Origin of the sequence: Brevibacillus brevis, from assembly GCF_001039275.2 — a bacterium.
GTDB lineage: Bacteria > Bacillota > Bacilli > Brevibacillales > Brevibacillaceae > Brevibacillus > Brevibacillus brevis_C.
The window spans coordinates 3400849-3419498 of sequence record NZ_CP030117.1; the positions used below are offsets into that span (position 1 = coordinate 3400849).

Sequence of the window (18650 nt, forward strand, 5' to 3'; positions counted from 1 at the left end):
GCGTTTTCATTGCTTACGGCTAAACTCGCTTGGGAATTTGGCGATAGGAGCCCATCATGCGAATTACCGTTTGACTTCCGTCTCGTATAAAACGTACGGTTTGATCCGACCCTTCAATGTTTGCAAGAAAAACGTCTTCTTCGATCGCTTTTAAAGAGAATGAGTCCGAATGATCGACCGTTACGATCAGCGTGCCAGCATCCACGCTTACCTGAAGATGAATCCCTTCCAAAGAGCCGTACTCGCCCGCATATTCAAGCAGACGATCTGTCGGGAGGTCATATTCCTTATACGTGACATGCGTTGATTTCACAGGACGATTCTCGATACAGTGAAACGTGCCATGTGCCAATGCGGCAGCCGGCGAGCCGCTGAGATTGGTGAGTGCCACAGTAGCCAATCCGTTCTCGGGAATGATGCTCATGTAGGCTTGAATCCCTTTCTCTCTGCCGCTATGGCCCAGCATCACAGCACCGTAGAAATTGGGTGTAATCGCTATACCATACCCGTAATATTGGTTATGTTCGCATCGGAAATAAGGGGTGGTCATCTGCTGCACACTTTCCGTGCGAAGAATTCGTTCCTTGCCAATCAAACCTTTTGTTCGAAACAGCTCGGTGTATCTCATCATGTCGGTGAGCGTTGATTTTAATCCGCCGGATGATTGAAACGGCGGTGTCTCAAATAGAGGTGTTCTATCCTCGTACCCGTGCAACTCCACCAAAGAAAAGCAACTATGCTGCATTCCCGCTGGTTGGAGAATATGCTCCTTCACATACGTCGAATATGGCTTTCCGCTTGCTCGCTCAACGATTGCTCCCAGTAGCGTATAGCAATCATTGGAATAACTGAACTCCGTACCTGGTGCGCCCAATAAAGTAAATTCCAGTTGTGCCATATCGGTCATCAATTCCTCATAGGTGTTTATCCCACGCTTGAGTGCATCATCGACGCAAGATAATGGCGGCAAACCGGAGGAATGGGTTAGAAAGTTGTGAATGGTGATTGCTTGCGTTCCATTTCCCGTTTTTACATGAAACTCTGGCAAAAAGCGGGAAACAGGATCGGCAACCGTCAGTTTTCCCGCTTCCTGTAGCTGCATGATCGCAATAGCGGTGAACGATTTCGTAATCGAAGCGATTCCGAACAAAGTATCAACTGTCACTACCTGACCTTGCTCGGCATCACGATAGCCGAAGCCTTTGGCATAAACGAGCTGTCCGTCTTTGGCCACTCCAATTGCAGCTCCAGGCACCTTGCTTCCCATCATTGTTTCGCGGACAAACTCCTCATAACTCACAATCCATTCCTGATTGTTCATGACCTGTTCTCCTTGTTTTTTGTTTCCACGCTTACTTAACCCACACGTCCTGATACAATTTCAGTCCGGATGGATCAAGCATCAGCCCCTGAACACGGTTGTTTACCACGACAAACCGTTTTTCCGTGTAAATAGGAATCCAAAACGCCTCTTCCACAGCACGCTTCTGAAGATCTTCATAGATTTTTGCTCTATCATCGCTATTCATCGTCACCTGTCCCTTTTCCAGCAAGGAATCGATCGTTTTGTCGTGGATGGCTGAACGATTCATCCCACCGATCTGAGTGGAATGCATGAACGGAAACAAAATATCAGGGTCATCAGCGACGTATCCATCCAGCGCCAAGTCAAATGTGCCAGCAGCAGTTAATTCGTCGACTGCGCTACCTTCCAACGTAATAATTTTCACGTCTACCCCAATCGCTTTGAACATTCCTTGCATCAACTGGGCAGGTTGAGACCATACTTCCATACTCAACAATTCGAGATGAAGCGGTTTTCCTGCTTTCTCCCTTATCCCTTGTGCATTTAGTTTCCATCCGGCTTCTTCCAGGAGCTTCACCGCTTCGTCGGGGTTGTATTTGTATGCATATTGGGCGATGGATTGATCGTATCCGAACAAATTTGCTGGTAACGGACCATCTGCAACAATTCCTTCGCCTTGCAGATGCGATTGCACGATAGCCTCTTTCTTTATGGCCATTTGCAACGCTTTGCGCACGTTTTTATCTTGTAAAATCTCGTTTTTCAAGTTCAGCTCGACAAACAGCCCCAAGCCGCGCTTTGTCTGCTCAAGTACCGTAAAACGATTGTTGTTCTTGAATTTCTTCGCGTCTTTCGCAGGCAGATCAGCGATGTCGATGGTTCCGCTTTCCAAAGCAGCGACAGCCGTTTGCGGATTTCGAATCAATTTCAGAACTAATTTGTCCGGCCTCGGTGGTCCTTGATTTTTAAAGAAGGGCGTAGCCCAGCGATACGCATCATTTTGAATCAGCGTGATAGAGTCTCCTGATCTCCAGCTCTCCATCTTCCATGGACCGACACCGACCGGATTCCTTCCGTATTGATCCCCAAACTTTTGCACCGCGTCCACCGAGAGCGGCTGCATCCAGCTCGCGGAAGTGAAATAGGTGAGGAGCGTGGCAGACGGTTCATTCAATTCCAAAATAAGGGTGTGATCATCTGGTGTTTTGATCGATTTGATGATGCCAAGAACCATCCCTACGCCTTTCGGAGCGATTTCCGGAGACATGGCTCGCTCAAACGTTTGCTTGTACGCCTGTGCAGTAAGCGGAGTCCCATCATGAAAGGTAACGCCTTGGCGAATACGAAATGTCCAGGTCTTCCCATCTTCCGAAAGGGAGTACGATTCGGCCAGATGGGGCTTGACCTCATTTGTTTGGGGATCTCTGTAAAGGAGAGACCCCCCTAAATTGAGTGCGACCCCCTCCGTGCTTAACGCTGTCGATTTGTGGACATCCAGTGTATCTGGCTCACTGCCGATCGCAACAGTGATCGTTCCGCCCTTTTTCTCAGATAGATTGGCATCTTTTTTTCCGTCATCAGTATCTGGTTTCGTGGCATGCGTCCCGCAGCCGACCACGCTTGCCAAAAGTACGAAACAAAAAAGGACAATGCTCACAAACGTGGCGGGTTCCCGCTTTCTTATCCCCATGAATGGCACCACTCTCCCTTGTATGGGATATTTCCTTACCACCTACGATCTGAGCCAATCAACCGTTTTTTGATCCAGCTTTTTGACGAGAGCCTTCAGCAATTTCACCGTATTTTCCACATCATCATGATGGAGAATCGAAGCGTGACTGTGAATGTAACGCGCAGGGATTGCAATGACGATGGATGGAGCCCCTTTGCCAACCATATGAGCAGCTCCGGCGTCCGTACCCGCACCTGCAATAGCAGCATATTGATACGGGATGCCTTCCTCTTCAGCCGTATCAAATAACAGATTCCGCAATTTCCGATTGGGCACGAGCGAGCCGTCGAATAGACCAATCGTAGGCCCGCCACCGCACTTGATATCAGGCAAATTAGGAGCGTCGGCGCTTCCCGGCGTATCAAACGTTATCCCCGTCTCCAATGCAATGAATAGATCTGGCTGCACCATATACGTGCTCGTGAATGCGCCGCGGCATCCCACTTCTTCCTGTGCAGTAGCGCCGCTGAATACGATGTTGGGGTGATCCGTTTCTTGCAACTGTTTCATTACTTCAATGGCTGTCAGGCAACCGCCGCGATTATCGAGCGCTTTAGCCATATACATCTTGTCATTCGCCATCACCGTGAAAGGGCAGATCGGCACAATCGGATCACCTGGGCGAATCCCCAGCTCCTTTGCCTGTTCTGCACTGGATGCTCCGATATCGATGTACATCTGTTCGATCTCAACCACTTTCTTTCGTTCTTCCGAAGATAACAGATGTGGCGGTTTTGACCCGATTACGCCGACAATGTCCCCTTTGCCTGTTTTAATGTTCACACGCTGTGCCAACATCACCTGCGACCACCAGCCACCAAGCGGCTGGAAGGCGATGAATCCATCCTTCATAACACGCGTTACCATGAACCCCACTTCATCCATATGGCCCATCATCATGATTTTGGGTCCATTGGCCAGGCCTGTTTTCCGCCCGATTATGCTTCCCAGATTATCTGTGAACACTTCGTCTGTAAGCGGTTCCAAGTACGTGTGCATTAATTCGCGCACTTCCTGTTCTTGTCCGGGAACTCCGGAAGCCTCTGTCAGTTCTTTCAGTACTTTTACCCAACTATTCATCCATATCTTCCTCTCCATTTGCATGTTATCTCCATCTATCATCAATGCGATCATAGGAACCGATGCGAAGATCTGCTTTTTCGTTCGCCAGTACATGCTTGGCTATACGCTCAGATGGGGTACGAGGCAATTCACTGCGGTATTCCCAATATCGTGGAACCTTGTAGTAAGCAAGGCGCTCGGTGCAATAAGTGATCAACTCATGAGGAGGCACCACTTGGCCCGCTTTCACCACCACGTATGCCTTGATTTCTTCCCCGCGTATTTCGTCTTTCACCGGAAGGCAGGCAGCATATTGCACGGCCGGATGCATTTTCATGACTTCCTCAACCTCAGTAGCCGAAATATTTTCCCCGCTCCGGCGAATCATCTCTTTTTTTCTGCCGACATAATAGATGTATCCGTCTTCGTCCATTCGCACCAAATCTCCGGTGTGGAACCAGCCGCCCTGAAAGGCAGCGCAAGTCGCATCAGGATCTTTATAGTAGCCATCCATCATCCCCAAGCCCCGCAGGAGGAGCTCGCCAACCTCCCCCCTCGAAACGGGACGGTTGTGAATATCAACAATGCGGACAGTCCGGTCTTTATCCGGTTTTCCGATGCAGCCTGTTCCGAGCAATCGGTCATGATCGTGTGGTTTTACCGAAATATCTCCACCTGTCTCTGTCATGCCAAAAACCTCATACCATGGCGCTCCCCATCTCTCTTCCAATTCGCGGTGTAGATGCGGGGGAATGGCCGAGCAAAGGATGGTGCGAACGTTATTTTCCCTGTCTAATGGCGAGCGTGGTGCTTTGACCATTAGCGTGGGCATGATCCCCAGGCAGTAGAAAAAGGTAACGCCATATTGCCGTACTTTCTGCCAAAATGTAGAGGGATGAAATCGATCGAGAACCACAAGCTTTGCCCCCACAGCAATCGCACCCAGCAAATTCCATTGGGGGTCCATATAGTAAAAGGGCTGCGCGGTTAACAGTACATCGGAATTGGTCAAATGGGGATGCTGCTCGACCATCTTTTTGGCTATGGTGAGCCAATATTCATGGGAAAGCATACACCCCTTGGGTAAGCCTGTCGTGCCGGATGTATATTGGATGTTGACTAAAGTTTCAGGAAAAACGGTAAGCGCTGTTGGAGTCGTGGGCGCTGTTTCACACATCGTTCTGAAATCGACAATGTTGGGATCGTCTGATTTGTCTACTGAGAGGATGGTTTTGAGGGTTTGTAAGGAAGGTCTGATCTTCTGTAGCAGGGATATAAACTCCTGTGAAGTTACGATAACGATTGCTTCGGAGTGGTGGAGGATATACTGTGCATCGTACTCTTTGTAATTTACATTTATCGGCACGATACTCGCGCCCAGTTTTGCCAACGCCAGCCAGGTAAGCGGGAATTCCGGCTGGTTCCTCAGCATGACGGCTACCCGATCCCCATAGCCTACGCCCAGCACTTGGAGCATGTTGGCAATCTGGTTGGAACGGTCTTCTATCTCCTGAAATGACAGTTGTTCATTCCATTCATCAAAGACAAGCCCGATTTTTTCTCCCCATCGTTTGGCCGCCCGTGCCGTCAAAGACTTGATTTCTTGCATGTCCAAAAGGTTTCAGCCCTCCTTCTCTATACCGATCCTTTTTTTCGGAACTCTTCAGCCGCCTGCTTGGATTCGATCGTTTGCACGGTTGCCAGCGCATGCTCGATCTCCAATTCAAAAGCTGCCTCCAGATCGCATTGTGCCCCGCGATTTAGCGCAAATTTGGCTTTTGCCAGCGCTACTTGCGGGAGCTCAGCTAACCGCTTCGCCCACTTCTCAGCTTCTTCAGCTAACACTTTATGATCCACTACCTTGTTGATGAGTCCTAGATGCAGTGCTTGCGATGCACCGAACCTTTCGCCCGAAAACAGCAATTCTTTCGCCCTGACCAGTCCGATCGCGATGGGAAGGATATGCGAGATTCCTCCGGTAACACTAAGTCCCACACTCACTTCCGGAAAGCCGAATTCGGCATCTTGAGCGGCGATGATCAAATCGCATCCGAGCGCAAACTCACACCCTGCCCCTAGTGCATAGCCATGGACCGCAGCGATCACCGGAAAAGGAACACGCTGGATCTTTCGTGTTATATCCTGAATTTTCTGTATATTAAGACGGAGCTCAGCCTCATTTGCAGGCTTTTCTTCATGACGCAAATCATGTCCTGCACAAAAAGCATTCCCGCGGCCAGCCAGTATTGCTGCCCTTACTCCTTCCCGTTCCAACTTATCGAGCGATCCATACAGCTCCTCTACCAATTGTGGAATCACTGCATTTAACCGCTCGGGGCGATTCAGATGAATCCAGCCTATCTCTTGATGGATCTCACACTCTACCACCGCCTTACGTGTTGTCATTCTTTTTTACCTCCGCCTTTATTTTGGAAAACAATGCTTTTGCATTCGAACCGAGCACCTTCTCTAGCACCTCGGGCTTTATGCTTAATTCCTTCCATTCTGCAATCGCGCGTTTCAGAGGAAATACAGGCCAGTCTGTTGCAAAGAGGATTTGATCTTGCAAGAGGTTGTTTGCTAACCTGTACATCATCTCCCACCCTGCTCCTTGCACCCCCAAATACCTTGGAGAAAGCCCTCCCAAATCCATCAGAACATTAGGGTGCTTGCGCAATACGGCAACCATTTCAGGCACCCAGGGCCACCCCCCATGACACGCGATCAAGGTTAATTCTGGGAAATCACAGGCGACTTGATCCAGCAACAGTGGGTGTTCATTTCGGATGGGATGAATCACCGAATAATTAATTCCCGTATGAATGGCAACTGCCAAGCCTAACTCGGCAGCCTTTGCGTATACGGGATATAATTTGCGATCATCAATCGGCATCTCAAAAAATGCAGGCTGGATGTTTACTCCCAGAAAGCCAAGCTCTCTGATGCGGCTCACTTGTTGGACAGCGCGCATCGGTCTGAAATGCTCCATTGAAATCGTACCGAATCCTGAGAAGAGCTCAGGGTGAGCGGATATGACTTTTGCCAATGCTTCATTCAGCGCATCCCCATCCTCGCCGAATTCGTATTCTGCATGCATAATGGCGTGGTCTACTCCTGATTCTTTCATTTCTTGAATCAAATCGTCGAGCGTTTTCGCGATAGTCGATCTTACTTGTAATACCGCATCATATTGAGCGACGTACTCATCTCGCATTTCACCTATGCGTGCCTCACGGAACTGCTGTGGCAAGCGGACACGGGCATCAAGAATGTTCATGCGCAGCAGCCCCCAGCCATGGTTTCATAAAAAAACGAGCGGGTTCAGGCAGATCCAAATCGGAGACGGTCAGTTGCTGACCGTTTCGCTTGGCCTGAACGAGTGCAAGCGCCATATCGGAAAAATTTAAGCTGATTTCTTCCAAAGAATTTGGGCCATCGGGCGAGTACCAATGGGCGACACCCGTGCACATTTGAAGCAAAGCCAGGACGGCAAGCTTGGTATTTTCTATCGTAAATACTCCCCCCTCTAATCCGCCCGATAAAATACGTTGCAAGAGCAACTCATATTCACTGCGCAACCTGGCAATTTCTACGCGCGTATTTCCTGTCAGCGCACGGAACTCGGTATCTACTACTAGCGCTGTTAGCTTGTCAATGGCATGGCTGGTAACATGAAGCTGTACAAACGCTGCCAATTGTTGTTCGGGCGCTTCAAGCTCAGCGAGTACTTCCTTTGCATTTCCAAGAAGGGTCTGTAACCCTTCTTGCATGATGGCAACGAGCAGATCCTCTTTGGTTTTCATGTAATGATAGAGGGTGGAGGAGGTTACCTCTGCTTCTAGAGCGATATCACGTATGCTGGTTGCTTCAAAACCTTTTCTTGCGAATAGTCGTAATGCTGCTTGAAATATTTTTTCTTTCGTCAAAAAAGCGCGCTCCTTTCTACTGATGATTGCAGGAAACGAGAGTCTCTCATGTCCAGTTACTTGTGGCGGTTACATCATCTGCTTTTTGGATTTTGTCGATCGATCGATCGATAGGTTGCTTGTAATCACCACTTTACTAATCACCTGTTTTAATGTCAAGATTATTTTTTATTTTCTGACACTTATTTGGACATAACAAAAATCTCCTCCGGTTTCCCATGAGGAGATCTGAATACGTTATGTTGCCTTACTTCAAGTATCTTCCCGTGATCGACTGTTCCGCACGGATGATCTGCGAAGGAGTGCCCTCGAAGACCACCTGACCGCCGTTGCTGCCTCCGTCCGGTCCCATATCGATAATCCAATCCGCTTGGCTGATCACATCGAGGTTGTGCTCGATGACAATTACTGTATTACCTGCATCCACGAGTCGGTTCATGATCTCCAGAAGGTGACCGATATCTGACATATGGAGACCAGTCGTCGGCTCGTCCATCACGTAGATGCTCCCTTTCTTGTGCAGCTCGCTTGCCAGCTTGATGCGTTGGCATTCCCCGCCCGAGAGCGTGCTGAGCGGTTGGCCGAGTGTAATATAGTTCAGACCCACATCACTCATCGCCTGGAGCTTGCGCACAACCTCTTTTAGCTCAAAAAATTCTAATGCGTGCTCCACAGTCATCTCCAGCACTTCTGCAATTGATTTGCCGTTTAGTTTGTACGCGAGCACCTCTTCCTTGAACCGTCTACCTCCACAAACTTCGCACGGCAGCTTTACGCTTTCGAGGAATGCAAGGTCTGTATACACAACACCTAGACCTTGGCAGTTCTCGCAAGCCCCCTTGGAGTTGAAGCTGAACAAGCCTTGGTTGACCTTGTTCGCCGAAGCAAACGCCTTGCGCACATCATCCATGATCCCTGTGTAGGTCGCGGGATTCGAGCGTGTTGACACTCCTACCGCTGACTGGTCGATGACAATCGCATCCGGATGTTTGCTGAGGAATACTTCGTTAATCAGCGTACTCTTGCCTGAGCCTGCGACACCCGTAACGACGGTCAGGACTCCTGTTGGAATATCAACACTCACGTTCCGCAGGTTGTGGAGTGTGGCATTCTCAATGGACAGCTTGCCGGACGGCTTCCTGGAATCTTGCTTCAGTTGGACCGGTCGCTTCATGTGGGTGCCTGTCAGTGTCCCTGACTCCAGCAGACCTTCAAAGCTGCCTTCATACACGATGGTACCGCCGTGGCTGCCGGCGTGAGGTCCGACGTCGACGATATGATCTGCCACCTTGATCACATCGGGATCATGCTCAACGACAATGACGGTATTCCCCTTGTCGCGCAGCTTCTGTAGCAATTCATTTAGTCTATGTACATCACGGGGGTGCAAGCCAACGCTGGGCTCATCGAAAATGTAAGTGACATCCACCAGACTGCCGCTCAGGTGCTTCACCATCTTGACGCGCTGCGACTCGCCTCCGGACAATGTATCCGTCTCACGGTCCAGCGTCAAATAGTCTAGCCCGATATCCACCAGATGTTGCAACCGCTCCGTAAGTGACTTGATCATCGGAGCGGCGACCGAATCGTCAATCTCCCGAATAACTCGGATAAGCTGACCGACCTCCATGGAGGACATCTCCGCAATGTTGAGTCCATTGATCTTGCAGTTGAGTGCGGCTTGACTGAGTCTTGCCCCATGGCAACTGGAGCAGGTACCCTCGGAGATGAACGGCGCTACAGCTTTTTGTGTACGTTCAGACTTCGTCTTTACATCCTGCTTGATGTATTTGTTAGTGAACTTCTCAATGACGCCTTCCACTGTAATATTCGTTGCCTTCCCTGCAAAATCCATCTTCACTTTCTTCGCCTTGCCATAGAGCAACTGCTCCAGTTCCTCTTCCGAATAATCGTTCAGCTTCTTGTCTGGATCGAAGGAACCCGACTGCACGATGATCGTCCAGTCCCAGCTGTCCACCTTATAGTCCGGCAGCATGATTGCCCCTTCATTCAACGACTTTGACATGTCAACAGCCTTGCTGATGTCGACGCCTAATTTGCGACCGAGCCCGTTGCATTCGGGACACATGCCTTGTGGATCGTTAAATGAGAACATATGCGCTTGTCCAACATAGGGCTGACCCACTCGAGAGAAGAGAAGACGGAGTATGGGAGAGATATCAGTAATCGTGCCCATCGTGGAATGGGAACCACCGCCCAGCCGCTTCTGGTCCACGATAACCGCCATGCTCAGGTTCTCGATCGCGTCCGTATCCGGCTGCGGATAGCGTGGCAGGAAATTGCGCACGAACATGCTGAAGTTCTCATTCAGCAATCGCGTGGATTCTGCTGCGATCGTATCGAAGACGATCGATGACTTGCCCGATCCGGATACACCGGTGAAGATCGTAATCTTCCGCTTGGGAATGCGCAAAGATACGTTCTTGAGATTGTTTTCCCTCGCACCGGAGATTACGATATACTCCTGATTTGATTCGATCATGCCCATCATCCTTCCGATAGCATTCAGTTTTACTTATATTTACATTGTACCATGAAAAAGCTGTTAGGGAACATCAGTTCCTCCAACAGCCCTTCAGGGTCAATCATCCCATGCTTTTTTTCTTGCTTATAGAAGAGGCAAAATTGCGTTTGCGTACGCTTGGGCTCCTTTTTGATTAGGATGACCGATGGAGGCACGCTTGCAAATCTCGAAATCCAAGCCCGTGCACCCAGCTTCTGTGCAGGAGACGAGTCGTTCGGCTGCGATCAGGTCTTGGGGAGTCAGGTCTAAATTGATGCCGAATACATAGGGGTCATCCGTAAGGGCCGCATGCTCCGGACCAAAATTCGGATCGGCGAAAAAGATACGCTGTTGACCGAGCTCCGCATTTCTCTCATCGATGGCTTTTCGCAGGTATAGCTTTGACTCTGCTTCTAGCTGGGCACAGCGCTTGTATACCTTTTCCAACTCAGCAAGCCCGAGAATTCCTCCGGCTGCACCGCCGCCGACTCCTCCGACAATGGCCCCTACGCCGATCAACAGTGCTTCTACCGCAGTCATATCGCTCTTTTCAGACACTGGGGGATAATAACCGGTAACGATGACTTTCGCTTGTGTAAATTTATTCGTTACATCGACCAGCAATTGCTTCATACTCACATAAAAATAGTCGTAATGTAATTTCCCCAAGTCGGCTGGATGGAATGGATTCAGAACTGTCCGAACATCGACATCGTTCATGCCTCCATCTAATAGAATCAGATCCACCAGTTCAGCCTCACCTTTGAAGAACGCACATTGCTGCAGGATCGTTGGGAATGATTTAGGTACCTCGCCGTCTACGGGGGCCACTATGTCATGCTTACCCTCACCAATGATGGCGCCGGAATGAGCGAGTACTTGTGTATATTGCTTGATATTTCCTTCTCTGGCCTGAACGGCAGCACCCACGATGGAGTAAAACTTTTCATGCTCTTGCAAGCCTTGCCCCCAGCTCACGGAATCACCCATTACGAGCATATGGAAGGTTTCTAGGGTCAGTGGAATTTCATTCGAAGGTGTGCCATCGGAAAGCCGTACTTTCAGGGTCACCTGCTCACCCGCTGGATTGCTCTCCACCTCGGCTGGTCGAATTAAGGTAAATTCTAATTGCGTCGAGCTTACCATCCGAACCTCGGGCATTTCTTGGTTGTTTACCAAGACGAGAGTCCCTTCAGAAAAGCCGCTTCCGTTCACGATCACTTTTTGTCCGGGTCTCACCCGTGTTTTCACTTGATTTTCCTGTTGGGCAGAAATGACTCGTGGATTCACGAAGACGGATGCCTTGCTCGAAAGAGTCATATCTGATTGCCGTACTTGGAGCGTATGGGAGCCTCCTGTCACGAAAGGCAAGACAAAATGAAGCATGGTATCACTTACTACCTGGGTTTTCGTTTCCGTGCCATCGATCAGTACAACATCGGTTTTGGTATAACGACTTCCTTCCAGCGTCACTGTATCACCAGCGAATGCATAAAGCGGAGAGACATGGCTGATCGACGGCTCCAAGAGCTTGCGTCTGAATTCATCTGCGTCAATGGCTCGAAAGCTGACAGGATCAGACAATCTGCCCCCTGCATATCCGACACGCCCCGCATCGGCGAATGAACCCTGTGCTCCCGGTTGACCTGCCGTTCTCGGACCGGGACCGCATGCCGTACCGAATTTTGCATTCTTGCTGTCACCCACAGCTCCACCTGGTCCGCCCGCTCCAGGATTGCCAGGGATTCCTCCTGCACCTGGGCTGCCCCCCTCAATCGTGATCGCAAAACCTTTTGAATAATTTTCGATGATGGTTTGTGGCGCGTACAAGGCCAACCGCCCACCAGCACCCCCATTGCCTCCCGGGCCGCCGTAGCCTGCTGCACCGCCACGTCCACCGTTTCCACCTGCTCCTGCTCCGGCTTTGCAGAAACCTGCCCAATCCAATTCGGCTGGTTTGCCTTTTCCTCCCCGGCCACCATCTCCTCCGTCTTGCCCAGGTCCGCCTTGTGTGCCATCTTGCCCTTTCAAGTCAAAATGAGGACGTCCCACCATATCGAGAACCCATAATTCGAGTTCAGGAGCAGCAGCGCCGTCGAATCCACGGTCTCCGGGCAATCCTGATGTTCCAGGTGTCCCCGGAATACCTGAGAGGGTCGAAGACATTGGTGCATCTGGCGGTGTTATTGGTTTTTGTCGTTTGGCTGGAACATAGCGGTAAGGACGCTCCCACGTAAACGTAACATTCTGTCCGACCGTCAACTTTTCGGCGATGATGATCAAGTAACGCTGCGGGTATTTCAAAATGACATTGGTTCCATCCTCGATATAAATTTCCGATGCGGCCCAGTAGGCAGTGTCTACCGAAATATTCAAGGCCGAAGCAGGAGACGGTACTGCTAATGTAGCCGTCATTTTTTTAGGAAACGGGATTGCTTGCAACAGTTCCGCTTTTCCGCTTAACATTTGCAAGGTTGGTGTTGGTTTGGCTGAGTCGATTTGATACGCAGACTGAATCATGGTATTCCCACTGAAGAGCGTGGGGCTTGGTTTCGTCAGCCCCGACTGAGGTACTACTGTCCCACGGATCTTGAGCGACCCCAGACTGGTCAGGGAAGTAATCCCGAATGATTCCAGCACCGCTTTGTGATACGTCATTCGATCCTGAACCACTTGGGGTGCTGCTTGGAAGGAAGCCGGATTCACAGCCATTGTCGTAATTCCGAGCGTATTTCCCCCTGCATTGAACGTGTTTGTAGAAGTTGACATTCTTTTTTCCTCTCCTTAATGAAATAGTTTGCGCGAGTCAGTCTTCATTGCAAGGACGATCATTCTTGACTGACGCCGAATTTCTCTAACTCCCGAAAGCTGATTTTTCTCCTGTGTGGAGGGAGTGTCTCCCCTCCATGCGCCCATGTGATCTCCACATGATTGCCTTCCGGATCCAGAAAAGAAAAACGTGCATATTCGCTCTCCACATACGGACCATGTGCCAAAACACCGTGATCCGTCAGCCTCCTCCACACTTCCTTGAAGTGATCCAACGTATCCACCCAAAATGCCAGATGCACATGATGCGGATTGTTCAGGATGAGCAAATCGTGCCGGCCCGATTGCGGATCAATCGCCAAGCATGCCGTTTCGTCGCTATGGTTCACCACTGCCAGTTCAAGTGCGGTTTCATAAAAAGAGGCCAATCTGCGAACATCATGCGCATATAAGGAAATGTGACCCAAGCGGCTTAGCTTTGCCATGTTCCCTCCATCCTTTCGTATTGACTCGCCTGTTTCATCCTAACACCGAGAATACGGGTCTCGATATTACTCGAAAGGATGCATCCAAAAGGATACCCGTGCGATAAATTGGAGTACCCAGTATAAAAGAAGCGTAGTAAAATCGTAGGAAGAAAAAGGTAAAACCTTGTGATGGAGCAGGTGATGCTATGAATTATCAGGATAGCCTTGAAGAGCTGGAAAGTCGTCTGTTGGTGGGACGAACCGAGGAAGTCCTTCATTTTTTGAAGTTGCTTGCGGATGAGCGGCGCTCCAAAAAAATCATGAATCTCTTCGGGACCGCAGGCGTAGGAAAAAGCTATTTGCTCGACGAGCTTAAGCGGCAAGCTCATCTGCGTCAAGCAGCTACGCTCTCTTTGGACAGCGAGCAATTTTGGCACACTCCTTCTGATTTTTGCCTGCATATTTTGCAGACATTGCACGTTTATCACAAGGGAGAAGAGTACCATCCGTCCCAATTATTAGAGGAATGTGTTTCGAAGCTGAATGAAAAAGCGGCTGATCAGAGACTCGTCCTCTTTCTCGACATTTACGAGAACTTGGACGGCTTGGACCATTGGCTGCGCGAATATTTTTTCAAGCGATTAAGCGCGAATATCCTGATCGTGATCGCAGGGCGGCATCCGCTGTCTGAAGCTTGGCTTCTATCTCCAGGTTGGCGGCACTTCATCAGTAGGGTCCCTTTGTCCCATCTTCCTTACGATGCTGTCGAGCGGTATGCGCATTACTGTCACATTTTTGAACCGCCTATCATCCAAGAAATGTGGCGGCGCTCCAAAGGGCATCCCCTTACCCTTTCATTGCTGTCCTTTACCTTGCAACCGAAAGATCAAGAAGGAAACGGTGCTTTTCATGAGGAAATGGATACGCTGCCATTTGTCGTAAGCCAATGGCTGCGCGAAGTTCCCGGCGACCATTTGCGTCCGCTCGTGGAAGCTGCTGCCGTATTGCGTCACTTCAATCAGGATAATCTGTCTTTTTTATTGAAAAGGGAAATCACGGCGTCCGAGTTTTTCCAACTGATTCGATTTTCGTTTGTACGGAAAGTGGACAGCGGCTGGACGATTCATTCCTTGATGAGAGAATCCATTGCCCAGGATATGCGGGGACGGACACCGCTTCATTTTGCAGATTTGCAGAAGCGGGCCGTTCACTACTATTATGAGAAGTTTACCAAGTCAGCGCATTCAGTCCGCACACCAGAGGCATTGGAGCTTACTTTCTTTTTAGGTGACGCACTTATTCGCGCCTTTTTAAATTGGTTCGATCCATTACCTAAACCATTCGAATCGATCCACACTGGTCATCGGGAAGAACTGCTGGAGTATATCCGCAATCAGCGGCACTGTCCCTCCCCTAAAACGATCAAGCTGTTTGATCCGCATACAAACCGCCATTTTGATTTTCACCTGACAGCAGAGCAAACCTTGTACCCATTGAATTGGCTTGATCATGACCGTCTATTCTCGCTGGGATACGACGTGCTACGCGTTCTGCGCAAGGAAAACGGAGCGATCTCGGCACTTGCCGCAGTTGTTCCTATCAACGAAAAAACCCTTCCTTACCTGATGGAGCATTCCGGCTCTCGTTCCTTTTTCACCGCTCTATCCAAACAAGAGCTAGAACGGTTTAACGTGCCGGAACACACACGGGCTGGCTGGTTCATTCACACCATTCATCAAGACGATTACGAGGATGTTACCCAACATACAGCCATTGGCCATATGCTGCACGGCTTGATGTTCACCGGAGAATTTTTGTTGTGTTCACCTGCACCATTTCCTTTTTTCAAGGCTGCCCATGAAAGTTTGGGATTTGATATTGCCGAATTTGCCACCCACACCAACTACGACGGAGTAACACCCACGCTCGTATTTTTTCGTGATACGCAAGGCAAACATTTACCCGCTTACTTGCAAAAGCTACTCAAACGATCCGGATTGGATGCGGATTTACGACTGGAAGAAGAAGCGGTTCCAACTGCTGCTCTACCAGCTTCACAGGGCACGGTTACCTCGCTGGACATGAGCATGCTGACTGCACGAGAACGAGAAGTAGCCGCTCTTGTTCTGGAGGGATTGACGAACGCGGAAATCGCTGCCCGCTTGTATTTGAGCGAAGTCACGGTAAAAAAGCATTTGAAATCGATTTTTGAAAAAATGGATGTCAGCAACCGGACACAGTTGGTGAAAAAAATGCTTGTGTAGGACGAAAAAGAGGAACCGTCAATGGCGGCTCCTCTTTTTATATGGCTACGGCATGACATACGGCTGTTCGAATAAAATATTCTCGACTGCCTCTACTACTTTTTCCGTCCACTCACGTTCCTGATCCACGTTTGTGAGATAAATAATCGTTTTATCGGTATGAATGTATCGTCTTATCCAGCTTCGATACCCCGGCCAGCTACCCCCGTGATGTACGACTTTTCCTGTCACCTGATCTTCACGCAGCCGCCAGCCATATCCATAATCAGATAGACTGTTGTCAGTAAGCTGCACTGGGGAAAACGCTCTCTCTAGTGTCTCTTTTTTGACCAGCTTTTCTGTGTAAAGAGCTCTGTCCCACATACGCAAGTCATCCAGTGTTGAACTGACCGCGCCGTCTCCCTGAATGCCATCCAGATAAATGACAAAATCATGCTCACTTGATTCATCCGGTAACACGAATGCTTCAGATTGAGGAGAATACACGTATCCATAGGCGTAATGCTGAGTCAACTCAGGAGAATATCTTCGGTTGTACACCTTCGTGTGCTGCATACCTAGTGGTTGAAAAATGTGTTGCTGCAAGAAATCAGCAAATGGTGTATCAGCTACGTGTTCTACGATAGAAGCCAATAAAGCGTAGCCGGTATTACTGTACTCATACTTTTCATTGGGTTGAAACAACACGTCGGGTCGATGCTTGATTAGCTGTTCGAGCATGTCTTGATTCGTAGCAATTTGTTTTTTGTCCCAAGATTGCGAAAACAATTCCATGTAATCTGGCAAACCGGATGTGTGCACAAGTAGATTTTCTACAGTAATATCGGCATAAGGGAAATCTGGAAAGAACTTGTCAATCTTATCTGTATAGTCGAGCTTGCCTTGCTCTTGCAAGATCATGATGCCCATTGCTGTAAACGCCTTGGAAACCGATGCGAGTTCAAATACCGAATGCGGTGACAATCTCTCAGCCGTCTCCAGATTGGCTATTCCTATGGAATTTTGATAAAAAGGTTTTCCATCTTCCAAAATCAAGATGTTGCCGCTCCAATTGTTTTGTTCGGCAATCGTAGAAAAAAGCTCATCAAGCTGGCGGCATCTCGCATCACTTACCTTGGCTCGCTGGGTCATTTTTCGTTTCCCCCACTCGTTTTTTTATCTTGAATAGTAAATTGTCTTCCAGCAAAAGCCATTCGAACAATTTCATTATTTCCCAATCTGATAAACCGTGCGGAGAAATCTGTTCCAAAAGCCCGGACTACAAAGAGATCTTCAGCAAATGGTCTCATTACGTAGTTTTCTCCCAAAAAAGAGAGCACCAGTTGACCATTTTCCAATCGGATCGGCAATGTCCCAAACTCGCTCGATTGATAATCCCCCACGAATGGTTTCATAGCTTCCTCTGCTAGGAAGTCAATCTTGCTAACCAGATGAGAGGATTTTGGAGGGCGGTTTTCCAGACTATTTAACGCACCCAACATAACAGCCAAAACCGGTGACATTTCTAGATTGGACAGTGCCACTCCGGCCAATCCTGTTTCGGGAAAGAAGCACATTTGAGCCGTTACCCCTTTAATACCACCACTATGTTCCACCAACTTTTTTCCAAAGTAGTCAGAAGTGATTACCAATCCGTACCCGTAAAATTGACCAGGTACCATGTCAGTCGGAAAGTAAGGGGTTATCATTTGTTGTACACTTTCCGGTGTCAGGATTCGATTTCCCCCTGCTGTAAGGCCACCTTTGCAGAACATGTCCGTATATCGCAACATATCCCGCACCGTTGATTTTATAAATCCTGCCGCACGAGAAGCGGGAGTATCCCACCAATTCGGAGATGAGACCACTTCCTTGTGATCGCCTCTGTCTCGCATGATATACAGCTTTGTAATATTCTCATAGCCATTCAGCTCTTCCAGAAAAAAGCTCGTGTGCTCCATCCCGATTGGGTCTATGATATGCTCCTTGACATAAGCCTCATACGACTTCCCGCTGACGCGTTCAATGATCGCTCCCAGCAAGGCAAAACAATCATTAGAATAACTGAACTCTGTACCTGGTGGCCCTAAAAGCTCTACATCTAATGAAGCGATAACACGCATCAGATCTTCGTACGTATCGATTGGCACCGTATCATCTGTCTGGTTTTGCAGTAATGGATGGTCTTCTGCCTCATTTTCTTCCAAACTTCGCATCACACTCGCAAAAAACGTTGGCAAGGGAGGAATTCCACTCGTATTCGTCATAAAATGATGAATCGTGATTTGCCCCACATCAAGATTTTTCAGACGAAATTCCGGCAAATATTTGACAACAGGGTCATGCACGGATAACTTACCCGCTTCTTGTAATTGCATGACCGCCACACAGGTAAAGGATTTTGTTATGGAGCCAATTCCAAATACCGTATCGATTGTAACTCCTAACTGCCGTTCCACATCACGGAAGCCAAATCCGTTACTATAGAAGATTTGACCATCTTTTGCTAAACCCATACAAACACCAGGAACTTGACCCTCTGTTATCATGTTTTGAGCATATTGTTCAAAAGAATCAATCCACCCGTTATTTTGCATGCGTTTCTCTCCTTTGTTGACATG

13 protein-coding genes are annotated in these 18650 nt (G+C 48.9%); 1 reads left to right on the forward strand and 12 read right to left on the reverse strand.

Annotated features, from left to right (window positions below; translation table 11 throughout):
* Nucleotides 1-19: 19 nt before the first annotated feature.
* The 10 genes from AB432_RS16240 to AB432_RS16285 form a co-directional block, all read right to left on the reverse strand.
* Nucleotides 20-1321 carry a serine hydrolase domain-containing protein gene (locus AB432_RS16240; RefSeq protein WP_048033163.1) on the reverse strand — a complete coding sequence of 434 codons (1302 nt, stop codon included), beginning with the start codon at nt 1319-1321 and terminating at the stop codon, nt 20-22.
* Between the two features lie 31 nt (nt 1322-1352).
* A complete protein-coding gene (locus AB432_RS16245) occupies nt 1353-2924 on the reverse strand; it encodes an ABC transporter substrate-binding protein (protein ID WP_235617742.1) in 1572 nt (523 codons plus the stop codon).
* 114 nt (nt 2925-3038) lie between these two features.
* Nucleotides 3039-4118 (reverse strand): M42 family metallopeptidase, encoded by a 1080-nt coding sequence (locus AB432_RS16250; protein WP_048033165.1) that lies wholly within the window; start codon nt 4116-4118, stop codon nt 3039-3041.
* 25 nt (nt 4119-4143) lie between these two features.
* Nucleotides 4144-5709, reverse strand: coding sequence for an AMP-binding protein (locus AB432_RS16255; RefSeq protein WP_048035855.1), 1566 nt, complete (start codon nt 5707-5709; stop codon nt 4144-4146).
* Between the two features lie 26 nt (nt 5710-5735).
* Nucleotides 5736-6506, reverse strand: coding sequence for an enoyl-CoA hydratase/isomerase family protein (locus AB432_RS16260; RefSeq protein ID WP_048033166.1), 771 nt, complete (start codon nt 6504-6506; stop codon nt 5736-5738).
* Nucleotides 6493-7377: an amidohydrolase family protein gene (locus AB432_RS16265; RefSeq protein WP_048033167.1), complete on the reverse strand. Its 885-nt coding sequence runs from the start codon at nt 7375-7377 to the stop codon at nt 6493-6495. The genes AB432_RS16260 and AB432_RS16265 overlap by 14 nt, the downstream gene beginning before the upstream one ends.
* Nucleotides 7364-8026: a TetR/AcrR family transcriptional regulator gene (locus AB432_RS16270; RefSeq protein ID WP_048033168.1), complete on the reverse strand. Its 663-nt coding sequence runs from the start codon at nt 8024-8026 to the stop codon at nt 7364-7366. Before AB432_RS16270 ends, AB432_RS16265 begins: the two co-directional genes overlap by 14 nt.
* 247 nt (nt 8027-8273) lie before the next feature.
* Entirely contained in the window at nt 8274-10529 is a 2256-nt protein-coding gene (locus AB432_RS16275) for an ATP-binding cassette domain-containing protein (RefSeq protein ID WP_048033169.1), read from the reverse strand.
* Between the two features lie 126 nt (nt 10530-10655).
* The gene (locus tag AB432_RS30525) at nt 10656-13319 is read right to left on the reverse strand and encodes an IPT/TIG domain-containing protein (protein ID WP_048033170.1); all 2664 of its coding nucleotides are present in this window, start codon (nt 13317-13319) and stop codon (nt 10656-10658) included.
* Nucleotides 13320-13378: 59 nt separating this feature from the next.
* The gene (locus AB432_RS16285) at nt 13379-13804 is read right to left on the reverse strand and encodes a VOC family protein (RefSeq protein WP_048033171.1); all 426 of its coding nucleotides are present in this window, start codon (nt 13802-13804) and stop codon (nt 13379-13381) included.
* Between the two features lie 188 nt (nt 13805-13992).
* On the opposite strand from AB432_RS16285, the gene AB432_RS16290 reads away from it, so the two are divergent.
* The gene (locus AB432_RS16290) at nt 13993-16050 is read left to right on the forward strand and encodes a LuxR C-terminal-related transcriptional regulator (protein ID WP_048033172.1); all 2058 of its coding nucleotides are present in this window, start codon (nt 13993-13995) and stop codon (nt 16048-16050) included.
* Nucleotides 16051-16095: 45 nt separating this feature from the next.
* On the opposite strand, the gene AB432_RS16295 is transcribed toward AB432_RS16290, so the two are convergent.
* Both AB432_RS16295 and AB432_RS16300 read right to left on the reverse strand, forming a co-directional pair.
* Nucleotides 16096-17181, reverse strand: coding sequence for a serine hydrolase domain-containing protein (locus AB432_RS16295; protein WP_048033173.1), 1086 nt, complete (start codon nt 17179-17181; stop codon nt 16096-16098).
* Nucleotides 17178-18626 carry a serine hydrolase domain-containing protein gene (locus AB432_RS16300; protein WP_048033174.1) on the reverse strand — a complete coding sequence of 483 codons (1449 nt, stop codon included), beginning with the start codon at nt 18624-18626 and terminating at the stop codon, nt 17178-17180. Before AB432_RS16300 ends, AB432_RS16295 begins: the two co-directional genes overlap by 4 nt.
* Nucleotides 18627-18650: the final 24 nt, after the last annotated feature.

Coding starts and splice junctions, on each gene's coding strand:
- AB432_RS16255 (WP_048035855.1), bottom strand. CDS start 5,709: ATGCAAGAAATCAAGTCTTTGACGGCACGGGCGGCCAAACGATGGGGA.
- AB432_RS16290 (WP_048033172.1), top strand. CDS start 13,993: ATGAATTATCAGGATAGCCTTGAAGAGCTGGAAAGTCGTCTGTTGGTG.
- AB432_RS16240 (WP_048033163.1), bottom strand. CDS start 1,321: ATGAACAATCAGGAATGGATTGTGAGTTATGAGGAGTTTGTCCGCGAA.
- AB432_RS16285 (WP_048033171.1), bottom strand. CDS start 13,804: ATGGCAAAGCTAAGCCGCTTGGGTCACATTTCCTTATATGCGCATGAT.
- AB432_RS16260 (WP_048033166.1), bottom strand. CDS start 6,506: ATGACAACACGTAAGGCGGTGGTAGAGTGTGAGATCCATCAAGAGATA.
- AB432_RS16275 (WP_048033169.1), bottom strand. CDS start 10,529: ATGATCGAATCAAATCAGGAGTATATCGTAATCTCCGGTGCGAGGGAA.
- AB432_RS16265 (WP_048033167.1), bottom strand. CDS start 7,377: ATGAACATTCTTGATGCCCGTGTCCGCTTGCCACAGCAGTTCCGTGAG.
- AB432_RS16250 (WP_048033165.1), bottom strand. CDS start 4,118: ATGAATAGTTGGGTAAAAGTACTGAAAGAACTGACAGAGGCTTCCGGA.
- AB432_RS16300 (WP_048033174.1), bottom strand. CDS start 18,626: ATGCAAAATAACGGGTGGATTGATTCTTTTGAACAATATGCTCAAAAC.
- AB432_RS16295 (WP_048033173.1), bottom strand. CDS start 17,181: ATGACCCAGCGAGCCAAGGTAAGTGATGCGAGATGCCGCCAGCTTGAT.
- AB432_RS30525 (WP_048033170.1), bottom strand. CDS start 13,319: ATGTCAACTTCTACAAACACGTTCAATGCAGGGGGAAATACGCTCGGA.